We start from the raw sequence: 22,393 nt of genomic DNA on the forward strand, positions 1-22,393 counted from the left end.
GACGATTCAGCCAGGTCAGCCAGGTCAGCAAGGTGAGCGGGGCTGCAGGGTCCGCAGGCGGCTAGGTCAGCGAGGCGGCTAGGTCAGCGCCCGAAGCTCGCCAGTTTCGCCCGGAGCTGGAGCACGGACTTGGTATGGATTTGGCTGACGCGGCTCTCCGTCACCCCGAGCACATTGCCGATCTCGGCGAGCGTGAGGCCTTCGTAGTAGTAGAGGGTCACCACGGTCTTCTCCCGCTCCGGCAGCGTGTTGATGGCCCGCGCCAGGAAGCGCCGCAGCTCACGGTCCTCCGCGACCTCCACCGGGTTGTCTGCCGCGGTGTCCTCAAGGGTGTCCATCAGGCTCAGCCGGTTGCCGCCCTCACCGCCGACATGCAGCAGCTCCTCCAGGGCCACGACGTTGGCCAGCGACAACTGGCCGAACACCGCATGCAGTTCGTCGACCGCGATCCCCATCTCGGCGGCCACCTCGCACTCCGACGGCGTACGCCGCAGCCGCGCCTCCAGCGTCGCGTAGGCCCGCTCGACATTGCGTGCCTTCTGCCGCACGGACCGGGGGATCCAGTCCAGAGCCCGCAGTTCGTCGATCATCGCGCCCCGGATCCGCGTGATCGCGTACGTCTCGAACTTGATCTCCCGCTCGATGTCGAACTTCTCGATCGCGTCGATCAGCCCGAACACGCCCGACGAGACGAAGTCCGCCTGCTCCACATTGGGGGGCAGCCCCACACTCACCCGGCCGGCGACGTACTTCACCAGCGGCGAGTAGTGCAGGATCAGCTGCTCGCGCAGCCGCCCGTCGCCCGTGGTCTTGTACGACCTCCACAGCTCGTCGAGCGTCGAGGGGGCGGGCGGCCGCACGCCGCCGTCACGGGCGGCGGGGGGAACCGCCGCCCGGTCGGACCCGGAGGTGTGCTGGGGCATTCGTCGCCTTGTGCCGTTCTGCAGTGAACTGTGAGTAACTGCGTGAGCTGTCGGTCTGATGTCGAGTTGCCTGTCTGCGTCGGAATCCATGTGAGCGTAGCGTGACTGGAGAGTCGCAGTGCGCGAACGGTAGTGGACTCACCGTGCGCAGATACGTTCCGCTGGACGTCCTGCGGAGGCATGGGCGTCGCCGTGCGTGACTGCTGCGGGGCGTCAACTGCGGGAAAACCCGGGGACTTCGGGGGGTCGCCCGGACGGCCGAACACTCTCGGTCAGCATCACCCCCGGCCCGTGTCGATGGACAGAGCGGCCTGGCGTGTCAACTTCCAGCCGTCGCCGTGTCGTTCGACGAAGCCAAGTGAGCGGAGTTCGTACAGCCTCGCGACCGCGTCGTCCTCGGTCGTCCCGGCGTCCCTGGCGATCTCCTGCCGCGACGCCGCCCCCCGGGCCGGCAGCGCGGCCAGCACCCGGGCGGCATCCGGGTCAAGGAGATCGCGCGGAAGCACGGGTCCGTGCCGGGCCGGGGCCAGCTCGCCCATGTCACCGATGAGCTCGGCGACTTCCGCAGCGTCGGTGACCAGCACCGCGTCCCCGCGCAGGAGTTCGTGCACCCCCGCCGAGAGACTGCTGGTGGCCGGCCCCGGTACGCCCATCGTGAATCTGCCCAGCCGCTGAGCGGCACGGGCGGTCGCCAGCGCACCGCTGCGGTACGCGGCCTCGACGACCACCGTGCCGCGCGTCAACGCCGCGATGACCCGGTTCCGCAGGATGAATCTGCTCGGGGTCGGATGGTCGCCGGGCGGCAACTCCCCCACCACCAGACCCTGTTCAGCGATCCTGGTGATCAACTGCGTGTGACCGCGCGGATAGGGCCGGTCGACCCCGCAGGCGAGAACGGCGACCGTGGCGCCGCCCGCCCCGAGAGCGCCCCGGTGCGTCGCGCCGTCCACACCGTAGGCGCCTCCCGACACCACGACCCACCCCCGCTCCGCGAGCCCCGCGCCGAGCGCCGACGCCATGTGGGCGCCGTACTCGGTACAGGCCCGTGCCCCCACGACCGCGACGGAGCGCAGCGCCCATATCCGCAGACTGGGCAGCCCCCGTACCCACAGCCCGACGGGCCTCGCATCCCCCAGGTCGTCCAGTTGCGCGGGCCACTCCGGGTCGCCAGGACAAATGAACCGTGTCCCGCTGTCCCGCGCCACCGCGAGGTCCCGCTCCGGGTCCGCCCGCTCGGCCCGGGCCCGCAGGCCCGCCCACCTCGTGTCCGTCACACCCGGCAGCTGCCGCCCGCCCCCGGCGAGGCGCCGGACCACCTCCCCCGCTCCGCACTCACGAAGCCATCGCCCGCACACCTCGTCCCCCGGTTCGACGACCCGTGCGAGGAAAGCCCGGTGGAGCCGCTCCTCGTCCCCGCTCACCGGGAGGCCCCGATCGCCATCGGCACCCCCCGGGGAACCCCGGTGCGCAGTTGCAGCGCGAGGGTCACGTCCGCTACCCCCGGCCGGTCACGGCCGGCGAGATCCGCGACGGTCCAGGCGACCCGCAGGACACGGTCGAGCCCCCGGGCGGTGAGCACACCGCGCTCCAGGCTGCGCTCCGCGTCGTCCATGGCGCCCGGGGACGCGTACCACCGGCTGCGGAGCTCGCGGCCCGGTACCTCGCTGTTCGTGCGCCAGGGGGTGTCCGTCAGGCGTGCGGCGGCCCTCTCCCTGGCCTCGCGGACCCGGTCGGCGACCGTCCGGGTGGTCTCGCCCGGCGCGCCCCGCCCGGTCAGCTGGGAACGGGTGACGCGGTCCACCTCGACCCTCAGGTCGACGCGGTCCAGCAGCGGTCCGGAGAGCCGGGCCTGGTAGCGGCGGATCGTGGAGGGCGAGCACTCGCACAGGGCGTCCCGCTGCGAGAAGCGGCCACAGGGACAGGGATTGGCCGCGAGCACCATCAAAAACCGTGCCGGGAAGCGCACCACGCCCGCACTGCGCGCGATCACCACATGCCCCGACTCCAGGGGCTGGCGCAGTGCGTCGAGGGCCCGGCTGCTGAACTCGGGTGTCTCGTCGAGGAACAGCACTCCCCGGTGCGCGAGCGACACCGCACCCGGCCGTGCCACCCCCTGGCCGCCCCCGACCAGCGCCTGCATGGTCGCCGAGTGGTGCGGGGCGCAGTAGGGGGCGACGTCGACCAGGGGTTTGCCGGGTGGCAGCAGGCCCGCGACCGAGTGGACGGCCGTGACCTCCAGGGACTCGCTCCGGCCCAGTCGCGGCAGGATGGCGGGCAGCCGCTCGGCGAGCATGGTCTTGCCCGCCCCCGGCGGCCCCTCCAGAAACAGGTGGTGCCCACCGGCCGCGGCGACCTCCACCGCGGTCCGTGCCGAGAGCTGGCCCACGACGTCGGCGAGGTCGTGTTCGTGGTCGTGGTCGTAGTGCGAGGCGCCCATGCTGTGCATTCCGGTGGCCGTACCCGTGCCCGGCATGCGCAGGCCCGCGAGCGGATCGGTCCGGCCCTGCTCGTCCGGATCCTCGTCGGGCACCGGTTCGTCCGTGAGGACCGCGATGAGCTGGCGGAGGCTGCGGACGCCGAGTACGGAGACACCGGGTACCAGGGAAGCCTCCGCTGCCGCGCTCTCCGGCACCACCACCTGTTCGTATCCCGCCTCGGCGGCGGCCAGCACGGCCGGCAGCACACCTCGTACGGGCCGGACCCGTCCGTCCAGGCCCAGCTCTCCGATCATCACGATGTCGGCGAGCACGCGCGGGTCGATGCGCTCGGAGGCGCCGAGGGCCGCACAGGCGATGGCGAGGTCGAATCCGCTGCCGCCCTTCGGCACCGAGGCCGGGCTGAGGCCCACGGTGAGCTTCTTCTGCGGCCACTCTCCGCCGGAGTTGACCACGGCCGCCCTGACGCGGTCCTTGCTCTCCGTCAGGCTCTTGTCGGGCAGTCCCACCAGGGTGAACGCCGCGACTCCGGGCTCCAGATCCGCCTGGACCTCGACGACGACACCGTCCACGCCCACGAGGGCCACCGAGCACGTACGCGCGAAACCCATCAGGCCGCCCCCCGCACGTGCTCCACGACGGGGGCGCCGCGGTCGGGCAGCAGGACACCCACGACGTCGATACGGACGCCGCCGGGTGGAGCCCCTCCGTGTTCCTGCAGCCAGCGCTCGGCGAGGCCGCGCAGGCGCCGGGCCTTGACGGGAGTCACGGCGGCCATCGGATGCCCGAAGGGCCCCGCACGACGGGTCTTGACCTCGCAGACGACCAGCGCGTCACCGTCGCGGGCCACGATGTCGATCTCACCGGCCCGGCCCGCGCGCCAATTGCGCTGCAGGACCGTCATTCCGGCCTCGGCCAACCGCCGCGCGGCCAGGTCCTCGCCGTACTTGCCGAGTGCGTTGCGTGCCTTGGACGCGTTGGGCGCGTTGGGCGCCTCGGAAACCTTGGATGCCTTGGATGTCTTGGACGTCTTCATGTCGGCACCACCTCCGGCGCCAACACTGAGCCCATCGCGATCCGCTGTTGGATCTTGGTGGACGGCCGCTCGACTGTGGACAACTCAGTCACCCGTACGAGCGGCCGCCGTAGGACTTCCGGGACTGTGCCGGTCGTCCCGACTGTCCCGTCCCGACTGTCCCGTCCCGACTGCCCCGTCCTAGCTGCTCGGCAGTTCGAGGTCGCTCTTGTTCAGCTCCTCGATGTTCACGTCCTTGAATGTCAGGACGCGCACCTGCTTCACGAACCGAGCAGGTCGGTACATGTCCCACACCCAGGCATCCGCCATGGACACCTCGAAAAACACCTCACCCTGAACCGAGTGCACCTGCATCTCGTAATCGTTGGTGAGGTAGAAGCGCCGTTCGGTCTCGATCACATATTTGAACAGACCGACGACATCGCGGTACTCCCGGTAGAGCTTCAGCTCCATCTCGGTCTCGTACTTTTCGAGGTCCTCGGCGCTCATGGCATGTTCCCCTTCAGCCGTGCGTCCCCCTATTGTGCGCCAGCCCCGCGAGCCCCTAGACGATTTCCGTGTCGAGGGTCTCGGGTCCGGCCGGGGGCCCTTCGTCGAGCAGCCTGAGCAGCAGCTCGGCGAGTCTGGTCGGATACACCGTCTCATGTGCCCGGGCAAGTTCCCGGCACGTCCACCAGCGCGCTCCGGCGACACTGCGCCGTTCCAGCTCGGTCAGCCCCGTGGCCTCGGTCGCCGTCTGCGTCGTACGGCCCAGGAAGTACCACTCGTCCTGGTCCCAGCGACGTCCCGCGAACGGGAACGAACAGGTCCGCCGCCACAGCACAGGACCCAGCTCGACCTCGGTGATGCCGGTCTCCTCCACGAGTTCCCGCAGCGCGGCCTCTTCCCGTGTCTCGTCGCCCTCCACACCGCCGCCCGGTGTGAACCACCAGTCGTCCGACGGGTCGTCCGGCTCATGTCCGTGCAGCAGCAGGATGCGGTCCTGTGGGTCGAGCAGCACCACCCGGGCGACCTTCCGCAGCTCACCGAGGTCACCGCCCGTCGGCGGGGACGCGTCAGCCGGCAAGGGCCCGCTCCCCCGTCCCCGTACGGCTGCGCCGGCGTCCCGACCGGTTGGCGATCGGCCCGTACGCGGCCCCGCCGAGGACGAGCAGAGCGCCCGCCACGACCGCTGCGAGGACCAGGCGCAGGGGCCCCGGCTCGGAGACGCCGCCGAGCGTCTCGAAGCCGGTGGGGCGGGCCAGCATGCCGTTCATGGGCCAGGCCACCGCGTCGACGCGCGCGCTCACCGCACTGCGCGGCACCGTACCGTTGCCGGCCTCCGTCAGGTGGGCGGTGGAGTCCAGCGAGCCGCTGCGCTCGTCGCCCAGCAGGAAGAGCCGGTCCTCGGGCACCTCGACGGAGGGAATCGTGGACGACTCCGCCGCGCTGCCCTTCGGCAGATACGGTTCCTCGATCTTCTTGCCGTTGACGGTCAGCTTGTCCTGCGTACAGCAGGCGACCGTGTCCCCTCCGACGGCGACGACCCGCTTGACCATGGGCATGTTGCCCCAGGCTGCCTGCTTGAAGACGACGACGTCACCGCGCCGCACCTCGGAGCCGTCGATCCGCTCGGCGAGCACCCGGTCGCCGCTCGCGATGGTCGGCGACATCGAGTCGGTCGGCACGGTGTACGGCTGGTAGACGACCGCTCCCCAGGCGAACCCACCGAGGAAGAGCACACAGCCGAGGGCCACGGCCAGCCCCGACAGCTTGCTGCCGAGCCGTCCGTGGCCCTCGTCCGTACGACGTGTCCCGCTCATCCCAGTGCTCCCCCAACTCGGAGAATCGACCTCGCTGCCCAGGTCGGGCGGCGGAAGATCGGCGTCTGGGACGGCACCCTACCCGGCGGTACGCGACCCAGAAACCCTGGTGTTCCCGACGGTGAGGCGGCGCCTGCGCCACAGCACCAGCGGCAGCGCGCCCGCGAGCCCGAGCGCACCCGGAGCGGCGGCGGTCAGGTTCTGGTCGAAGGTGTCAGGCACCGAAAGCGCCGACCAGCGAGTGGGCGGCCAGGCGACGACGATCGCGCGGCCCACCGCGCTGTCCACGGGTACGAAGCCCTTGTGCTTGTCCTGCTGGTGGTAGCGGGAGTCCAGCGAGTTCTGCCGGTGGTCGCCCATGACCCAGATTTTGCCTTCGGGAACCTTCACCTTGAACTGGCCGCCGGCGTCGTCCATGGTGCACGGCGTGTTCCCCGGGTACACGTAGGGCTCGTTCAGCGCCTTGCCGTTGACCTTCAGCGGGCCGGTGCCCTTGCACTCGATGGTGTCGCCGGCGACACCGATGACGCGCTTGATGAGGTCCTTCTCCTCGGAGGAGGGCATCAGGCCGATCCAGCTGAGGGCTGTCTGGATCGCGTTCGGGTTGGGCGTCGGCTCGCCCGCCAGCCACTTGTCGGGGTCGTGGAAGACGACGACCTCGCCACGCTCGGGCTCCGAGCCGAACCACGGAGTCAGCTTGTCGACGAGAACGCGGTCACCCTGCTGAAGGGTGTTCTGCATCGAGTCCGAGGGGATCGAGAACGCCTGCACCAGGAAGGACTTGATCAGCAGCGCGAGAACCAGCGCGATGCCGATGAGCAGGGGGAGTTCCTTCCAGAAGGACCGCGGCTTCTTCGGCGCCGAGGCGGTCCCGTCGGAGTTCCGCTCGCTCTCGCCGTTGTCGTCACCGGAGTCGTCTCCGGGGGCCACGGCGTCCTCGCCGGCCGGCGGGACCGACTCTTCGGATCGTCCCGGTCGGTCCTCGGGCCCCTCGTGTCCGGATCGTGCGCCGACCGCCAAATCCCCCACATCCACTCCTCACTCTGTGCCGCCGCCCGCGCCGGATACGGCGCAGGCCCACCACTCCCATAACGAGCGGGAGTTCCGCAGGGGTCGGGAGCGGGATCAATCCATATCGATCCGCGGTGGCCACCCTATGCGACGCGTCGAGTGCGGTGGTCGCTCCGCCGGCCACGTCGGGCACGGACGCGTAGGTGTCGGGTTCCTTGAGTTGGGTCCAGTGTCCGATGGGCCAGGCGATGACCATGGCACGGCCCACGACGTCCTCGGAGATCGTGCCGTCGTACTTCTCGGTGCGGTGGAACCGGGAGTCGGCGGAGTTGGACCGATGATCGCCCATCACCCACAGGCGCCCCGCCGGCACCTTGACCTCGAAGACCAGCGACGAGGGTTTGTCGCCGGGGTTGATGTAGGACTCGTCGAGCGGCATGCCGTTGACGGTGACGCGGCCCTGGGTGTCACAGCACTTGACGGTGTCACCGCCGACCGCGACGACCCGCTTGATCAGGTCCCGGTCGTTGTCGGAGGGCAGCAGGCCGATGAAGGTCAACGCCTCCTTGACCTGCTTGACGACGATGGGGTCTTCCTTCTTCGCCGTCGGCTGTTCGTCCTCCAGCCAGCCGCCGGGGTCCTTGAAGACGACGACGTCGCCACGCTCGGGCTTCGAGCCGAACCACGGAGTCAGCTTGTCGACCAGGACACGGTCGCCGATCCGGATCGTCTGCTCCATGGAGCCCGAAGGGATCACGAAGGCCTGGACGAGGAACGTCTTCAGGACGAGCGCGATGAGCAGCGCGACCCCGATCAGAAGAGGTATCTCCTTGACCGCGGAGCGCTGCCTTCGCCGCTTGACCCGCCGGGCCAGCTTGCGCCGGTCCGCCCGGCCGGGCATCACCGGGCCGCCCGTGCGCCGGGAGCCGGTGGGAAGGAGGTCCTCCGCGGCACTGTGGGTGCTGCGGGGCTTGCCGCGGTTACCCATGGACACCGTCCACGGCTTTCCGCCCGCTCGTCCCTGACAGGGGGGCCGCAAGGAGCGCGGAGAGGAGCGGGCCCGCGGCGGCGGGCACGCGCGCGTAGCCGTCGGCCCGGTCGATTCCGGTCCAGTGGCTCAGCGGCCAGGCGATCCAGTCGGCTCTGCCGATCACGTCACCGACGGGGATCATGCCGCCGCCCGGGGAGCCGAGGTGGTCGCGGGAGTCGCTGGAGTCGCCGCGGTGGTCGCCAAGGACGAAGAGGGTGCCGTCGGGGACGGCCACGTCGAAGGGCACTTCGGACGGCTCGTTCCCCGGGTACAGAAACGTCGACTCGTCGACCGAGCGGCCGTTCACCTCGATCCTCCCCTGCCTGTCGCAGCAGACCACATGGTCTCCCCCCACGCCGACGACACGTTTGATGTAGTCGGCGTCGCCGAAGTAACCGGTGCCGTCGAACACGACGACGTCACCGCGCCTCGGCTCAGCACCGAAACGGTACGCCAACTTATTTACGAGAACGCGGTCCCCGATCCTCAATCCGGGCTCCATCGAGCCACTGGGAATCTGGAACGGCTGGATCACGAACCGGGTGAGCAGCAGCAGGGAGAACAGACAGAACAGCACGGTCAGGGTGATCCGGCCGCCCGGCAGCCAGTCGGCGACCCGGTCCACCCACGCGAAACGCGACCGTCCCTCCGCCCCCTGTGTGTCCGAGATCTCCTCGGATACGGCGGGGTGGGAGGAGCGGTCGCGCTCCGTTCGCTGTGCTTCGGCGTCCATGTGGGCCAGATGCTATCCGGCCCACATGAGGGACCCGGCGCGAGATCAGCGGTCGCGCTTCTCCTTGATCTTCGCGGCCTTGCCGCGCAGCTCACGGAGGTAGTACAGCTTGGCGCGACGCACGGCACCACGGCTGACGAGCTCGATCTTCTCGACGATCGGGGTGTGCACCGGGAAGGTGCGCTCGACGCCGACGGAGAAGGAGACCTTGCGGACCGTGAAGGTCTCACGGACACCGGCGCCCTGGCGACGGACGACTACGCCCTTGAACTGCTGCACACGGGAGCGGTTGCCCTCGATGACACGGACGTGGACGTTGACGGTGTCACCCGGGCGGAAGGCCGGGATGTCGCTGCGCAGCGACGCGGCGTCGACGGATTCGAGCAGGTGGGACATGATCGTCTGCTTTCTTCGCCGATGCCACAGGTCATCGACGGAAGTCGGTGTTTCAGAAGGTGGGCTGTTCTCGTCGGGGCGGGCGTCGTGTCCCCCTGTGGCAGGGGCGCACGCCGGACGACGTACAGCAGCGGCCTATTCTTCCACGGTGTCGGGCCTGCGCCCAAATCGGCCGTCAGGGCCCGGCTGCCAGCCCAGGATCGAGAGCATCTCGCGGTCCTTCTTGTCGAAGGCGGCGGGGTCGCAGCGCTCGATGAGGTCCGGTCTGTTGGCGGTGGTACGCCGCAGTGCCTCGTCCCGGCGCCAGCGGGCGATCTTGCCGTGGTGGCCGCTGACCAGCACGTCCGGGATCTCCCGGCCGCGCCACTGGGGCGGCTTCGTGTAGATCGGCCCCTCCAGGAGGTTCGCCATGGCTCCTGGCGCGAACGAGTCGTCCCGGTGCGACTCGGCGTTGCCGAGGACGCCGGGCAGCAGCCGGGCCACGGCCTCCGTGACGACCAGGACGGCAGCTTCGCCGCCGGCCAGCACGTAGTCGCCGATGGACACCTCGTACACGGGCATGCGGGTCGCGTACTCGTCGATGACACGGCGGTCGATGCCCTCGTAGCGGGCGGGTGTGAAGACCAGCCAGGGGCGTTCGGAGAGCGCGACGGCGAGTTCCTGGGTGAAGGGCCGGCCGCTGGGCGTGGGCACGACCAGGACGGGCCCCCGGGAGCCCGTCTCGTAGCCGTCGGCGAGGACGGAGTCCAGTGCGTCACCCCAGGGTCCGGTCTTCATGACCATGCCGGGGCCGCCGCCGTACGGGGTGTCGTCGACCGTGTTGTGCCGGTCGTAGGTCCACTCCCGCAGATCATGCACGTGCACATTCAGCTGTCCACGCGCGCGTGCCTTGCCCACGAGGGAGACGTTCAGGGGGTCCAGGTACTCGGGGAAGATCGTGAGGACGTCGAGCCGCATCAGGCGTCGGCCTCACCGGAGAGGCCGGAGGAGCTGGTGTCCGCCTCCCTGGAGGAGGCGGTCTCCGCGCGGTCGTCGATCAGTCCGGGCGGCGGGTCGATGACCGCCCGCTGCTTCTCCAGGTCGATCTCGACGACGATCTCCTCGACGAACGGGATCAGCACCTCGGTCCCGTCCGCGCGCTCGACCACGAAGAGGTCCTGGGAGGGCAGGTGCGAGATCTCGGTGAGCCGCCCGACCTCGGTGCCGTCCGTCAGGACGACGTCCAGGTCCACGAGCTGGTGGTCGTAGTACTCGTCCGGGTCCTCGGGCACCTGGTCCGGGTCGACGTCGGCGATCAGCAGGGTGTTGCGCAGCGCCTCGGCGCCGTTGCGGTCGCGCACTCCCGCGAAACGCAGCAGGAGGCGGCCGCTGTGCACCCGCCCCGTCTCGATGGTCAGCGGACCGGCCGAGGCGGGGTCCGTGGCCAGGACGGCACCGGGCGCGAGCCGCAGCTCCGGCTCGTCGGTACGTACCTCGACGGTGACCTCGCCCTTGATGCCGTGGGCACGGCCCACCCGCGCGACTACCAGCTGCACTTGCTTGATCTCCTGTCGTGTGTCCACGGTTTCTACCGCGTGGACGACTACGGGCCGGGGACGGCCCTGAGGCCCTCCCCGGCCCGAGCCGGTGCTGCGAATTACGTCAGCGGACGTGATCCACGTCGACGAGGTCGACGCGGATACCACGACCGCCGATGGCGCCTACGACGGTACGCAGGGCGCGCGCGGTGCGGCCGTTGCGGCCGATCACCTTCCCGAGGTCGTCGGGGTGAACCCTGACCTCAAGGACGCGTCCGCGGCGCAGGTCACGCGAGGCGACCTGCACGTCGTCCGGGTTGTCGACAATGCCTTTCACGAGGTGCTCAAGAGCCTCCTCAAGCATGCTCAGGCCTCGGTCGACGTGGACTCGGCGGCAGCCTCGTCCTTCTTCTCAGCCTTCTTCTTCTGCGTGATGGCCTCGCCCTTGCTGTCGTTGTCGCCACCGAGGGCTTCGAACAACGGGCGCGCGGCCTTCGGCTCGGCGACGAGCAGCGGCGGCGGGGCGGGCTCGCCCTTGTGCTTCTGCCAGTCGCCGGTCAGCTTGAGAATGGCGAGCACGGGCTCGGTCGGCTGCGCGCCGACACCCAGCCAGTACTGCGCACGCTCCGAGTCGACCTCGATGCGCGACGGGTTCTGCACCGGGTGGTACAGGCCGATCTCCTCGATGGCCCTGCCGTCACGGCGGGTACGGGAGTCGGCGACGACGATGCGGTAGTGAGGCGCGCGGATCTTGCCCAGACGCTTCAGCTTGATCTTGACTGCCACGGAAGTGGTGTCTCCTGGTCTTGACGGGGTTGGGCACGGCGGGATTGCCGCGTGGGGTTGCGGTACCCGAGTGCCCGATGGACGCGTCAGCCGGAGGAGAGAGGGGTCCTGTGCGGCTGCGAGTACAGCTGACCATTCTGCCACACCCTGAAGGGCGCCTCGACCCGGGCAGCCCCGGGCCGGCCCGCGCTGCCACGGGCCCGGTACGGGTGTCGCCGTCGAGGTGGGCCGTCGCACGAGCCGGCACCCACGAAGTGCCGCCGCGCTCTCCCGCACCACCCCGGCGGGACGACGGCCCGCCGCTGCGTCAGCCGTCCGCTCAGCCCGCTGCCGCGCCGACCACCTCCGGGATGCGGAACGGCTTCCCGCACCCTCCGCACACGATCGGCGCCTGCGCGAGGACCGACGGGACGACGCGGACATTGCGTCCGCAGTCGCAGACCGCCTTCACGCGCACGCCTCCTCCGGAGGAGCCGTGCCGGGCGGCCGGGCCACGGAAGCTGCGGGCCGTGTCGGCGGCGGTCGCGACCGTGTGCGCCTTGAGGGCGCGCTGCAGCCGCTCGATCGTCGGGCGGTAGCGCCGCTTCGCCTCGGGGTTGAGCGTGACCAGTGAGAAGCCGCTGCTTGGATGCGGTTCCTCGGGGTGGTCGAGTCCCAACTCCTCGGCGATCGCGAGGAATCTGCGGTTGTGGTACCGGCCGGCGCGGGAGGTGTCACGGACACCTCGGGCGGCGGCGATGCCGTGGACTGCCTCGTGAAGCAGTCGTTCGAAGGAGAGTTCGTGTCCGCAGGCGGACGACGACTCCCCGATCAGGGACTCTGGCGCGGCAAGATCGGGCAGCTCGGGGTGGTGCCGCTGAATGTCGGCCCACGCCCCTGCCAGCTCTGCGGCGAGAACAGGTGGTGTCGTGCTCACGTAATGACAACGAGCCGAGGTGCCTCTGTGTTCCTATTCCGGGGCATCCCAAATATTTTGCACGTACCAGTCAGTTGCCGCTGATGCGTACTGACGAGGGCGGGTGCGCTGATCTGCGGAGAAGCCTCACAGTTCACACCCAGCCGGTACGTAGTGACGTGTACGTCCGGGCCAGTAGCCGCTGTCTGCGCACCGGGGCACCTGAGGCCGCCGGATGCGCAAGAGGCGTTTCGGTCCTTCTCGCGGCGGAATGCCGGGGCCCGGTCGATGCGGGCCACGACGACGACGTTACCGGGTGCGTCATCGAGCCGTGGCACCGGCCCGTCCCCGGCCACCGGACACCGTACGGCCCTCCGCGACGGCCGGTCGACGGGTTCGTGGACCTTGGCCGGAACCGCGTCGTCACCTTCGATGACGGGAACCGCGGCCTGCAGGGGCCGGGCACGGCGGCGCCCGCAACCCGCTGTCATCGCCGTACGGCGTGAACAGGCCATCCACCGCGCGGGCGCGTCTTCGAGGATGGCATCCGTTCGCCGATCGGCGAGGAGCGGTGGGCGCACATGTTGCCGGTATATGAATTCTCGCGGCGCGCGCCGTTGGTACGCAAACCGGGCTCCGTAACCCCTGGACGCCACGACGAGCGCGGAGTTTCCTGGCATACGGGGGGAGTGCGAGCGCACTGCACGGGGGTGAAGGAACGGGGCACAGAAGCAACTCTCGGCGGATTGGGGCACATTCGATGACACCTACGCTCGTGCGGCAGCACCTACCTCACTCGGGGGCTGCGCCCCAGATGGATCAGTGGGCACGCGCGCGTGACTGGGCCGAGATTCAGGAGCGGATGCTCGTACCGCTCTACGAGGCCGTCTACGAGCGACTCGAAGTGGGCTCCTCGACCAGGCTGTTGGGGCTCGGCTGCGGCTCCGGCCTGGCGCTGCTGATGGCCACGGCGCGGGGCGCGTCGGTCACCGGTCTGCAGGCCCACGCGCCGGAGCGGCTGGCTCTCGCGCGGGAGCGTCTGCTCCCCGAGGCACGGGGCACGCGTGCGCGTACCGGTGCGCGGCTGACCGACGGGGAGCCGACGGACATCCACGACGCGGCGACGGCCGCGTACAACCTGGTGACCGCTTTCGAGCCGGTCGGGTGTGTGGCCGGCGACTCCGAAGGCCTCACCGAGGCGCTGGCGGCGGCGAGTCCGCTCGTCGGCCGAGGGGTTCCCGTGGTTCTGGCGGGCTGGGGACCTCCGGAGCGGTGTGCCACGTCCTCGGTGCTGCGGGTCGCCGCCAAGCTGGCCGATCCCCTGCGCGGTACGGGCGGTTGGCGCCCGGCTCTCCGTGACGACCTGGAGGAGGTCGCCCAGCGGGCCGGCCTTCGGCCCGACGGGTCCGGGCGGGTCGCCTGTCCCTTCGGGTACGCGGACGTGGACAACGCGGTGCGGGGGCTGCTGTCCACGGGGCTCTTCGACGCGGCCGTCGCCGCCACGGATCCTGATCAGGTCGACAAGGAGGTGCGGGAGGCTCTGCATCCGTACAAACGGCGGGACGGGACGGTGTGGATGCCGAACGTCTTCCGGTATCTGGTCGCTCGGACGGTTTGAGGGCTCTCCTACCCGTTCCCGTCCCTGTCCTGGGGGCTGCGCCCCCCGACCCCCTGTCGCGGGGCTGCGCCCCCCGACCCCCTGTCGCGCTTGCGCGCTCGTCCTCAAACGCCGGACGGGCTGAAAGATATCCGCCCGTCCGGCGTCTGAGGACCGGGGGTTCGGGGGCAGCGGCCCCCGAGGCAGTGACCAGCCCCTAGCCCATGAACTTCTTGAACTCGTCAGGAAGCTCGAAATTCTGCGGCTGCTGGCCGCCCGGCAGTCCGAACGCGCCGCCCGCCTGCCCCCCGGCCTCCCGCCGAGCCGCGGCCTCTTCCTCCTGCTGCTTGCGCTTCATCGGGTTGCCGGAGCGCTGCTTGCCCTTGCTCTTCTTGGGCTGCTTCTTCGTCCGGCCGGCCCCGCCGCCCATGCCCGGCATCCCGGGCATCCCCGGCATGCCGCCTCCCTGGGCCATGCGGGACATCATCTTGCGGGCCTCGAAGAACCGCTCGACCAGGCCCTTGACCGCGCTGACCTCGACACCGGAGCCCTTGGCGATACGGGCGCGCCGTGAGCCGTTGATGATCGTCGCGTCCTGGCGCTCGGCCGGGGTCATCGACTTGATGATCGCGGCCGTACGGTCGACGTCACGCTCGTCGAGGTTGCTGATCTGGTCCTTGATCTGGCCCATGCCGGGCAGCATGCCGAGCAGCTTGGAGATGGAGCCCATCTTCCTGACCTGCTCCATCTGGGCCAGGAAGTCGTCGAGCGTGAAGTCCTGACCCTTCTTGGAGGCCAGCTTCGAGGCCATGGCCTCGGCCTCCTGCTGCGAGAAGGTCTGCTCGGCCTTCTCGATCAGCGTGAGCATGTCGCCCATGCCGAGGATGCGGGACGCCATGCGGTCCGGGTGGAACGCGTCGAAGTCGTCCAGCTTCTCGCCGTTGGAGGCGAACATGATCTGACGGCCGGTGACATGCGCGACGGAGAGCGCCGCACCACCTCGGGCGTCACCGTCGAGCTTGGAGAGGACCACGCCGTCGAAGCCGACTCCGTCGCGGAAGGCCTCCGCGGTGTTGACCGCGTCCTGGCCGACCATCGCGTCGACGACGAAGAGGATCTCGTCCGGCGAGACCGCGTCGCGGATGTCGGAGGCCTGCTGCATCAGTTCGGCGTCGATACCGAGGCGGCCCGCGGTGTCGACGATGACGACGTCGTGCTGCTTCTGCTTCGCGTACTCGATGGAGTCCCTGGCGACCTGGACCGGGTCGCCGACGCCGTTGCCCGGCTGCGGCGCGTAGACGCCGACGCCCGCGCGCTCGCCGACGACGCTCAGCTGGTTCACCGCGTTCGGGCGCTGCAGGTCGCACGCGACGAGCAGCGGGGCGTGTCCCTGGCCCTGCAGCCACTTGCCGAGCTTTCCGGCGAGCGTGGTCTTACCGGCACCCTGCAGACCCGCGAGCATGATCACGGTCGGCGGCTGCTTCGCGAAGCGCAGTCGCCTGGTCTCGCCGCCGAGGATGCCGACGAGCTCCTCATTGACGATCTTGATGACCTGCTGGGCGGGATTGAGCGCCTGTGATACCTCGGCCCCGAGGGCCCTCTCCTTGACCTGTTTGATGAAGGCCCGGACGACCGGCAGCGCGACGTCCGCTTCCAGCAGGGCGATACGGATCTCGCGCGCGGTGGCGTCGATGTCCGCCTCGGACAGGCGCCCCTTGCCGCGAAGGTTCTTGAATGTCGCTGCGAGGCGATCGGAGAGAGTGTCGAACACGGCGGTCGCGAATCCTCAAGTAGGGGGCAGGGGGGCAGGTCCGCCCTCCAGAGTATCTGCCCGCACCAGAAAGGGTCTCCACCCCGTCGTCACAGGCTTCGGTCGCGACGGGGCGCACCAGGGGGCGCCCCGTCAGGAGCGCGGGGCTGTGACATCGTGCGGCTCCGCCGCGGGGCGCGCCCAGCCACCGAGCGGCCCGCAGGCACAGGACGACCGGGTGCGGGCCCGGCATCTACTCCCGCAACGTATCCTCCAGCGCCCGCGCCAGCGAGGCCGCCTGCTCCCCCGGCAACGGCACCCCCTCGGCCCCGGTCACATAGAACGCGTCCACCGCGTTGGCGCCCAGCGTGGACACATGCGCACTGCGCACCCGCACCTGCGCGTCCTCCAGCGCACGCCCGATCCGGTGCAGCAGCCCCGGGGCGTCATGGGCGCGCACCTCGATGACGGTGGCGAGCCGGGACGCGGCGGAGGCCACGCTCACCCGGGCCGCCGGCGCCACGATGCCCCGTCGGCGCGGATAGGCGGCGTCCCGCTCGGCCAGCCGACCGGCGATGTCGAGAGACCCGTCGAGGGCGCGTACGAGATCGGCGCGCAGCCGGGCGGCCTGCGGCAGGGACCCGTACTCGGCGGCGACCCGCCAGTCGAGCAGCAGGACGGAGCCGGAGACGCCGTCGGGCAGCTCCAGCGCCCGCAGTTCCGCCGTCCGCACGGTGAGCCGGTGCATGGCGAGGACGCCCGCCACGGCCGGCAGGACGCCCTTCTGGTCCGGTACAGCGATGAGCAGTTCCACGCCGAGGGGTTCCGGCTCGCCCGAGGGCTCCTCGGTGGACGGTTCGGCCGACGTCTCGGTCTGGGCCCGCAGCGCGAGCACGGGACCGCCGGTGCGGAACGCCTCGATGGCGAGCCGTTCCTGTTCGGCGGTGGGCGCCGCGGCCTCGGGCTCCTCGGGGTCGTCCCCGGCGAGCGCGGCGGAGACCCGCTTCACCAGGTCCGCGACGAGGGAGGCGCGCCAGGAGGACCAGGCGGCGGGCCCGGTGGCCAGCGCGTCCGCCTCGGTGAGCGCGTGCAGGAGTTCCAGCGTGCCCTGCGAGCCGACCGCCTCGGCGACCGAGCGTACGGTCGCCGGGTCCTCCAGGTCGCGCCGGGTCGCCGTCTCGATGAGGAGCAGGTGATGGCGTACGAGCGTGGCGAGGGTGGCCACGTCGGTGCGGTCGAAGCCGATGCGGGCCGCCACGTCCCGGGCGATGATCTCGCCGGCCACGGAGTGGTCGCCGGGCCAGCCCTTGCCGATGTCGTGCAGCAGCGCGGAGACCAGGAGGAGGTCGGGGCGGTGGACACGGCGGGTGAACTCGGCGGCGCGCACCGCCGTCTCGATCAGGTGGCGGTCGACGGTCCAGATGTGGACGGCGTTGCGCTGGGGCCGGCAGCGGACGCGCTCCCAGTCGGGGAGCAGCCTGGTGATCAGCCCTTCCGCCTCCAGGGCCTCCCAGACCTCGATGGTCGAGGGGCCGGAGCCGAGCAGGGTGATCAGTTGCTGGCGGGCCTCGGCGGGCCATGGTGTGGGCAGCGGGCGGGCAGCGGCGGCCAGCCGGCGGACCGCGTGCAGCGAGAGCGGCAGTCCCGCCTGGGCGGCCGCGGCGGCGGCGCGCAGCGGCAGTACGGGGTCGCGGTCGGGGCGGGCGGCGCGGGCCAGGACGACCTCGCCGTCCTGCTCGACGACACCCTCGGCCAGCGGGGAGCGTTCGGGGGCCGGTTTGCCGCCGCCCAGGGCCCTCCCGCCGCCGAGCATGGCGCGAAGACGCGGTCGTACGGCGCGCGACCGCAGCACGCGCCCCACCTCGCGCCAGGTGACATCACTGGCGTACGAGACGACGCGGGCGGCCTCGTACACCTGGCGGAGCAGGGTGTCGGCGTCCAGCAGGCCGAGTTCCGCGGCGACCTGGTCCTGCTCCTGGAGGGCGAGGCGGTCGGTGGCGCGGCCGGTGGCGAGGTGCAGGGCGTCCCGGACGTCGAGGAGGCTCTTGCGGGCGTCGGCCAGGCCCTCGCGCGGGGCGTCGGCGAGCCAGGAGGCGGCGACGGCACGCAGCGCGGTGGCGTCGCGAAGGCCGCCGCGGGCCTCCTTGAGGTCGGGTTCGAGGAGGTACTGCAGTTCGCCTTGGCGCTCGGCGCGCTCGGCGCACAGCTCCTGGAGTTCGGGGAGGCGTTTGGGCGCTTGGTTCCGCCAGTCGGCGAGGACGGCCGTACGCAGTCCGGTGGTGAGGCCGAGGTCGCCGGCGAGGTGGCGGGCGTCGAGCAGCCCGAGCTGCGCCTTGAGGTCCTCGCCCGCCGTCCTGCGTGCCTCGGCGGGGGTGCGGACGGAGTGGTCGAGGTCGAGGCCGAGGTCCCAGACCGGGTACCAGATGCGGTCGGCCAGGGAGGCGATCGCGCCCGAGTCCGCGCTGCCGTCGTGCAGGAGCAGCAGGTCGAGGTCGCTGCGCGGGGAGAGTTCGCCGCGGCCGTACCCGCCGACGGCGACGAGCGAGACGCCGCGCAGTTTCTCGGCGCCCGCGTCGAAGAGACCGGTGAGCCAGTCGTCGGTCAGTTCGGCGAGGGCCGAACGGCGCGGCGGCCCGGACCGCGCCCCCTCCTGGAGGAGGCGCAGCCGGGCCGCCGCGTAGCCGCTGGGTCCCGAGTCCTCTGCTTCTGTACGCATGTCCGTACTCGTCACCCAGTGGCTCCTGTTCGTCTGCTGCCTACAGCGCGTCGGGTCCGCGCTCGCCGGTCCGGACCCGGACCGCCGTCTCGACCGGGACGGACCAGACCTTGCCGTCCCCGATCTTGCCGGTACGGGCCGCCTTCACGATGACGTCGAGCAGCTGCTCGGCGTCGGCGTCGTCGACCAGTACCTCGATACGGATCTTGGGAACGAGGTCGACGGTGTACTCGGCACCGCGGTAGACCTCGGTGTGGCCCCGCTGACGACCGTAACCGCTCGCCTCGGTGACCGTGAGGCCGTGGACGCCGAAGGCCTGGAGGGCCTCCTTGATCTCGTCGAGCCGGTGGGGCTTGACGACGGCGGTGATGAGCTTCATGCGTCCACCTTCTTGCTCGCGGTCCCGGCGACCGGGGCCGGGCCCGAGGTCCGGGCGGCGCCGCCGCCGGCGCCGCTGAAGTCGTATGCGGTCTCGGCGTGCTCCTCCTGGTCGATGCCCGCGACCTCGACGTCCTCGGGGACGCGCATCCCGATCGTCTTGTCGATCAGGAAGGCGAGCACCGCGGAGGCCACCAGGGAGTAGGCGAGGACGCCGAAGACACCGGCGCACTGCTTCCAGAACTGGTCGAGGCCGCCGCCGTAGAAGAGGCCCGCGACGTCGGACTGGCCGCCGCCGGTGGCGAAGAAGCCGATCAGCAGGGATCCTGCGACACCGCCGACGAGGTGGACGCCGACGACGTCGAGCGAGTCGTCGTAGCCGAACTTGTACTTGAGGCCGACGGCCATGGCGCAGAGCACACCGGCGATGGCGCCGACCGCGATCGCGCCGAGCGGGGAGACGGCGCCGCCGGACGGGGTGATCGCGACCAGACCCGCGACCGCGCCGGAGGCGGCGCCGAGGGTGGTGAACGCGCCGTGGCGGATCTTCTCGTAGGCGAGCCAGGCGAGCATGGCGGCGGCGGTGGCGACCTGTGTGTTGACGAACATCAGCGCGCCGACGCCGTCGTCGTTGCCGAGCCAGGAGCCGGCGTTGAACCCGAACCAGCCGAACCACAGCAGACCGGCACCGAGCATCACCAGCGGGAGGCTGTGCGGGCGCATCGGGTCCTTCTTGAATCCGACGCGCTTGCCGATGACGAGGATGACGCCGAGCGCCGCGGCGCCCGCGTTGATGTGGACCGCGGTACCACCGGCGAAGTCGATGACGCCGAGCTCGAAGGCCCAGCCGCCGGTGCCCCAGACCCAGTGGGCGACCGGGAAGTACACGATCGTGGCCCACAGGGCGATGAACAGGGACCAGGCGGTGAACTTCACCCGGTCCGCGAGAGCGCCGCTTATCAGGGCGGGCGTGATGATCGCGAACATCAGCTGGAAGACGGCGAAGACGTAGATCGGGATGGTGTAGCCGTCCCAGAGCTCCATCTTGCCGATGCCGCTGAGGCCGACGAAGTCCGAGGACCAGCCGACGATGCCGCCCGAGTCGGTACCGAAGGCCATCGAGAAGCCGTAGAGCACCCACAGGATCGTGATGATCCCCATGCTGATGAAGCTCATCATCAGCATGTTCAAGGTGCTCTTGACCCTGACCATGCCTCCGTAGAAGAAGGCGAGTCCGGGAGTCATGATCAGCACCAGGGCGGAACAGATGAGCATGAACCCGGTGTTGGCGGCAGACAGCGTGGGAGCGTCTGCGGCAAGCGTGATGGCTGGTGCCATCGGCGTCTCCTCGTCGTTGGTACGGCCCCGTGCGGGCGAAGCCATGAGCGGTTGTGAGGGGTGGGCCGGTTATGTGCCAGAGATTGGCGCAGCGCCGTTTCGACCGGAGCCCCTGCATGTTTCGCCCGGGTGACGAAGAGGACGTGCGTGTTACGCGTCGATGAACCGCCGGATTACGGCGGCGCCGATCGTTATCGTGGCGCAACCTTCCACAGGACGCACCCTCAGTCGTCGCCGACCACGAACCGAAGCCATCGTTTGAGCGACCCCGACGGCGGCCGGCCACCTCCGCGGGAGCGGCGCCGGCTCAGGCGCGAAGGGGTGACCGGCCGCGGCCTCCGTCCGATGACCTGGCATGGGGGAGCCGAGTCGGGCTGTTATGGACGGCGGTCGCGGCCGGCGTACTGGGGGTCAGACCGCCTCGGCGGTCTCGGGCAGGTCGATGGCGAGCTGGTCGGTCAGATCGATGACGGCCGCGAGGTCCCCGAAGTCGCGTACGGCCGTGTCGACGGTTTTTCGGATACGAGTGTTGACCCGCTCCGAGCGCACTTTCTTGGCGATCCTCAGGGCTTCGCGCACCAGGACCGTGCTCTGCTCGGGTTCTCGCCGCAGGAGGTGCACCGTGCCCATTCCGACGAGGTTGAGGGCGTATGAACGCTGGTGTTCGGTGTCCTTCTCGAAGAGGTCGACGGCCTGCTGCATGACGGGCTCGGCCAGCGAGGCGTACGCGGGACTGCGGCCGGCGACATAGGCGAGGTCGCGGTAGGAGTGGCTGTTCTCGCCGTGCAGCTCGGCCTCGGAGAAGAAGCGGATCCAGTCGGCCTCGGGCTCGTCGAACTCCTCGGCGTCCCCGAAGGTGTCCTCCGCCATCCGGACGGCCCGCTTGCACTTTCCGGGCTGGCCCATGTTGGCGTAGGCGCGGGCCTCCATCGCATACAGCATGGACTGCGTACGAGGACTGGCGCAGTCCCGGCTTCCGTACTGCGCGAGGTGGATCAGCTCCAGCGCGTCCTCGGGCCGCCCCAGGTGGATCATCTGGCGGCTCATGCTGGAGAGGATGTACGAGCCCAGCGGCCGGTCGGCGGCTTCCTTGGCGGCGTGCAGGGCGAGGACGAAGTACTTCTGGGCGGTGGGCTGGAGCCCCACGTCGTAGCTCATCCAGCCGGCCAGCTCGGCCAGCTCGGCGGCGACCTTGAACAGGCGCCTGGTGGTGGCCTCGGGCTGCGGCTCCTGGAGCAGGTCGGTCACCTCGTGCAGCTGGCCGACGACCGCCTTGCGGCGCAGACCGCCGCCGCACTGGGCGTCCCACTGGCGGAACATGACGGTGGTGGACTCCAGGAGGTCCAGCTCGGGCTGGGAGAGCCGGCCGGGGCGGCGCGAGGCGGCGGCGGAGAGCGCGGGCTCCGCGCGGGGGGTGGTGGGGCTGGGCACCAGCCAGCGCTGCATGGGCTCGATGAGCGTGGGTCCTGCGGAGAGGCCGAGGGAGGTGCCGAGGAAACCGCGGCGCGCCAGCATCAGGTCGCTGCGGGAGAACTCGCTGATCAGGGCGACCGTCTGCGGGCCGGTCCAGGGCAGGTCGACGCCCGACACGGACGGTGACCGGTGGACGGCTCGCAGGCCCAGGTCCTCGACGGCGACGACGCAGCCGAAACGCTCGGAGAACAGCTCGGAGAGGATGCGCGGGATCGGCTCGCGCGGGTTCTCCCCGTCGAGCCAGCGGCGGACGCGCGAGGTGTCCGTCGAGATGTGGTTGGCGCCCAACTGGCGTGCTCTGCGGTTCACCTGGCGCGCCAGCTCGCCCTTGGACCAGCCGCTACGAACGAACCACGAGCCCAACAGTTCATTGGGGCGTTTGTCCGTGCCAGTCGCGGTCGTCCCGCTTCCGCCGTTGCCGCCCACTGGAACGCCCCCATTCCTGAACCCACTTGCGCGCTGTATGCGCCAAGCCCTATCAGAATGCCGGTGAACAGGGTCGCCCGTCCGGCTGTTCTCACCCATCGAACGGGAAGCCGAGTTGCCTCCGGCATACCCACAAGTGCGTGCGTCCCCA

The 22,393-nt window shown here is 70.5% G+C and carries 22 protein-coding genes; 1 reads left to right on the forward strand and 21 read right to left on the reverse strand.

What is annotated here, in order from left to right:
• Positions 1-83: 83 nt before the first annotated feature.
• The 16 genes from whiG to ACIOKD_RS19555 form a co-directional block, all read right to left on the reverse strand.
• On the reverse strand, positions 84-923 hold the full coding sequence (gene whiG / locus ACIOKD_RS19480; RefSeq protein WP_210889477.1) for an RNA polymerase sigma factor WhiG: 840 nt from the start codon (positions 921-923) through the stop codon (positions 84-86).
• Between the two features lie 278 nt (positions 924-1,201).
• The gene (gene dprA, locus ACIOKD_RS19485) at positions 1,202-2,344 is read right to left on the reverse strand and encodes a DNA-processing protein DprA (protein WP_402085273.1); all 1,143 of its coding nucleotides are present in this window, start codon (positions 2,342-2,344) and stop codon (positions 1,202-1,204) included.
• Positions 2,341-3,969, reverse strand: a complete 1,629-nt coding sequence (locus tag ACIOKD_RS19490) for a YifB family Mg chelatase-like AAA ATPase (RefSeq protein ID WP_402085276.1) — start codon at positions 3,967-3,969, stop codon at positions 2,341-2,343. The genes dprA and ACIOKD_RS19490 overlap by 4 nt, the downstream gene beginning before the upstream one ends.
• Positions 3,969-4,394 carry a YraN family protein gene (locus ACIOKD_RS19495; RefSeq protein WP_402085279.1) on the reverse strand — a complete coding sequence of 142 codons (426 nt, stop codon included), beginning with the start codon at positions 4,392-4,394 and terminating at the stop codon, positions 3,969-3,971. The genes ACIOKD_RS19490 and ACIOKD_RS19495 overlap by 1 nt, the downstream gene beginning before the upstream one ends.
• Positions 4,395-4,574: 180 nt before the next feature.
• Complete coding sequence (locus tag ACIOKD_RS19500) at positions 4,575-4,883, reverse strand: DUF2469 domain-containing protein (protein ID WP_055510545.1); 309 nt, start codon at positions 4,881-4,883, stop codon at positions 4,575-4,577.
• Between the two features lie 55 nt (positions 4,884-4,938).
• Complete coding sequence (locus tag ACIOKD_RS19505; RefSeq protein ID WP_402085283.1) at positions 4,939-5,460, reverse strand: NUDIX hydrolase; 522 nt, start codon at positions 5,458-5,460, stop codon at positions 4,939-4,941.
• Positions 5,450-6,196: a signal peptidase I gene (lepB, locus tag ACIOKD_RS19510; protein ID WP_402085286.1), complete on the reverse strand. Its 747-nt coding sequence runs from the start codon at positions 6,194-6,196 to the stop codon at positions 5,450-5,452. The genes ACIOKD_RS19505 and lepB (ACIOKD_RS19510) overlap by 11 nt, the downstream gene beginning before the upstream one ends.
• A 78-nt stretch (positions 6,197-6,274) precedes the next feature.
• On the reverse strand, positions 6,275-7,126 hold the full coding sequence (lepB, locus tag ACIOKD_RS19515) for a signal peptidase I (protein WP_402085288.1): 852 nt from the start codon (positions 7,124-7,126) through the stop codon (positions 6,275-6,277).
• Positions 7,101-8,195, reverse strand: coding sequence for a signal peptidase I (gene lepB / locus ACIOKD_RS19520; protein WP_402085291.1), 1,095 nt, complete (start codon positions 8,193-8,195; stop codon positions 7,101-7,103). Before lepB (ACIOKD_RS19520) ends, lepB (ACIOKD_RS19515) begins: the two co-directional genes overlap by 26 nt.
• Positions 8,188-8,970 (reverse strand): signal peptidase I, encoded by a 783-nt coding sequence (gene lepB / locus ACIOKD_RS19525; RefSeq protein ID WP_402085294.1) that lies wholly within the window; start codon positions 8,968-8,970, stop codon positions 8,188-8,190. Before lepB (ACIOKD_RS19525) ends, lepB (ACIOKD_RS19520) begins: the two co-directional genes overlap by 8 nt.
• 45 nt (positions 8,971-9,015) lie before the next feature.
• On the reverse strand, positions 9,016-9,366 hold the full coding sequence (gene rplS / locus ACIOKD_RS19530; RefSeq protein WP_402085297.1) for a 50S ribosomal protein L19: 351 nt from the start codon (positions 9,364-9,366) through the stop codon (positions 9,016-9,018).
• Between the two features lie 135 nt (positions 9,367-9,501).
• Positions 9,502-10,323, reverse strand: coding sequence for a tRNA (guanosine(37)-N1)-methyltransferase TrmD (trmD, locus tag ACIOKD_RS19535; RefSeq protein ID WP_402085299.1), 822 nt, complete (start codon positions 10,321-10,323; stop codon positions 9,502-9,504).
• Positions 10,323-10,901 carry a ribosome maturation factor RimM gene (gene rimM / locus ACIOKD_RS19540; RefSeq protein ID WP_402085302.1) on the reverse strand — a complete coding sequence of 193 codons (579 nt, stop codon included), beginning with the start codon at positions 10,899-10,901 and terminating at the stop codon, positions 10,323-10,325. Before rimM ends, trmD begins: the two co-directional genes overlap by 1 nt.
• Positions 10,902-11,007: 106 nt before the next feature.
• On the reverse strand, positions 11,008-11,247 hold the full coding sequence (locus tag ACIOKD_RS19545) for an RNA-binding protein (protein ID WP_031100565.1): 240 nt from the start codon (positions 11,245-11,247) through the stop codon (positions 11,008-11,010).
• Positions 11,248-11,249: 2 nt separating this feature from the next.
• Positions 11,250-11,669 (reverse strand): 30S ribosomal protein S16, encoded by a 420-nt coding sequence (rpsP, locus tag ACIOKD_RS19550; protein ID WP_402085305.1) that lies wholly within the window; start codon positions 11,667-11,669, stop codon positions 11,250-11,252.
• 319 nt (positions 11,670-11,988) lie between these two features.
• Positions 11,989-12,585, reverse strand: a complete 597-nt coding sequence (locus tag ACIOKD_RS19555; RefSeq protein ID WP_107021810.1) for a hypothetical protein — start codon at positions 12,583-12,585, stop codon at positions 11,989-11,991.
• A 739-nt stretch (positions 12,586-13,324) separates the two neighbouring features.
• On the opposite strand from ACIOKD_RS19555, the gene ACIOKD_RS19560 reads away from it, so the two are divergent.
• Positions 13,325-14,182 (forward strand): SAM-dependent methyltransferase, encoded by an 858-nt coding sequence (locus tag ACIOKD_RS19560; protein ID WP_402085308.1) that lies wholly within the window; start codon positions 13,325-13,327, stop codon positions 14,180-14,182.
• Between the two features lie 196 nt (positions 14,183-14,378).
• Here ACIOKD_RS19560 and ffh read toward each other — a convergent pair whose 3' ends face one another.
• The 5 genes from ffh to ACIOKD_RS19585 form a co-directional block, all read right to left on the reverse strand.
• Positions 14,379-15,932, reverse strand: a complete 1,554-nt coding sequence (gene ffh / locus ACIOKD_RS19565; RefSeq protein ID WP_402085311.1) for a signal recognition particle protein — start codon at positions 15,930-15,932, stop codon at positions 14,379-14,381.
• 232 nt (positions 15,933-16,164) lie between these two features.
• Positions 16,165-18,642 (reverse strand): [protein-PII] uridylyltransferase, encoded by a 2,478-nt coding sequence (locus ACIOKD_RS19570; protein ID WP_402085314.1) that lies wholly within the window; start codon positions 18,640-18,642, stop codon positions 16,165-16,167.
• A 25-nt stretch (positions 18,643-18,667) separates the two neighbouring features.
• Positions 18,668-19,006 (reverse strand): P-II family nitrogen regulator, encoded by a 339-nt coding sequence (locus ACIOKD_RS19575; protein WP_388911245.1) that lies wholly within the window; start codon positions 19,004-19,006, stop codon positions 18,668-18,670.
• Entirely contained in the window at positions 19,003-20,343 is a 1,341-nt protein-coding gene (locus ACIOKD_RS19580; RefSeq protein WP_402085318.1) for an ammonium transporter, read from the reverse strand. Before ACIOKD_RS19580 ends, ACIOKD_RS19575 begins: the two co-directional genes overlap by 4 nt.
• Before the next feature lie 411 nt (positions 20,344-20,754).
• Positions 20,755-22,242 (reverse strand): hypothetical protein, encoded by a 1,488-nt coding sequence (locus tag ACIOKD_RS19585; RefSeq protein ID WP_402085320.1) that lies wholly within the window; start codon positions 22,240-22,242, stop codon positions 20,755-20,757.
• Positions 22,243-22,393: the final 151 nt, after the last annotated feature.

The organism is Streptomyces sp. NPDC087844, assembly GCF_044742785.1.
In the GTDB taxonomy this organism is placed as follows: Bacteria; Actinomycetota; Actinomycetes; order Streptomycetales; family Streptomycetaceae; genus Streptomyces.

What these genes read in the sequence shown, in the direction of transcription:
- lepB (WP_402085291.1), bottom strand. Translation starts at nt 8,195, where the DNA reads ATGGGTAACCGCGGCAAGCCCCGCAGCACCCACAGTGCCGCGGAGGAC.
- ACIOKD_RS19560 (WP_402085308.1), top strand. Translation starts at nt 13,325, where the DNA reads ATGACACCTACGCTCGTGCGGCAGCACCTACCTCACTCGGGGGCTGCG.
- trmD (WP_402085299.1), bottom strand. Translation starts at nt 10,323, where the DNA reads ATGCGGCTCGACGTCCTCACGATCTTCCCCGAGTACCTGGACCCCCTG.
- ACIOKD_RS19575 (WP_388911245.1), bottom strand. Translation starts at nt 19,006, where the DNA reads ATGAAGCTCATCACCGCCGTCGTCAAGCCCCACCGGCTCGACGAGATC.
- whiG (WP_210889477.1), bottom strand. Translation starts at nt 923, where the DNA reads ATGCCCCAGCACACCTCCGGGTCCGACCGGGCGGCGGTTCCCCCCGCC.
- ACIOKD_RS19580 (WP_402085318.1), bottom strand. Translation starts at nt 20,343, where the DNA reads ATGGCACCAGCCATCACGCTTGCCGCAGACGCTCCCACGCTGTCTGCC.
- ACIOKD_RS19495 (WP_402085279.1), bottom strand. Translation starts at nt 4,394, where the DNA reads ATGAAGACGTCCAAGACATCCAAGGCATCCAAGGTTTCCGAGGCGCCC.
- lepB (WP_402085294.1), bottom strand. Translation starts at nt 8,970, where the DNA reads ATGGACGCCGAAGCACAGCGAACGGAGCGCGACCGCTCCTCCCACCCC.
- lepB (WP_402085286.1), bottom strand. Translation starts at nt 6,196, where the DNA reads ATGAGCGGGACACGTCGTACGGACGAGGGCCACGGACGGCTCGGCAGC.
- rplS (WP_402085297.1), bottom strand. Translation starts at nt 9,366, where the DNA reads ATGTCCCACCTGCTCGAATCCGTCGACGCCGCGTCGCTGCGCAGCGAC.
- ACIOKD_RS19500 (WP_055510545.1), bottom strand. Translation starts at nt 4,883, where the DNA reads ATGAGCGCCGAGGACCTCGAAAAGTACGAGACCGAGATGGAGCTGAAG.
- ACIOKD_RS19545 (WP_031100565.1), bottom strand. Translation starts at nt 11,247, where the DNA reads ATGCTTGAGGAGGCTCTTGAGCACCTCGTGAAAGGCATTGTCGACAAC.
- ACIOKD_RS19490 (WP_402085276.1), bottom strand. Translation starts at nt 3,969, where the DNA reads ATGGGTTTCGCGCGTACGTGCTCGGTGGCCCTCGTGGGCGTGGACGGT.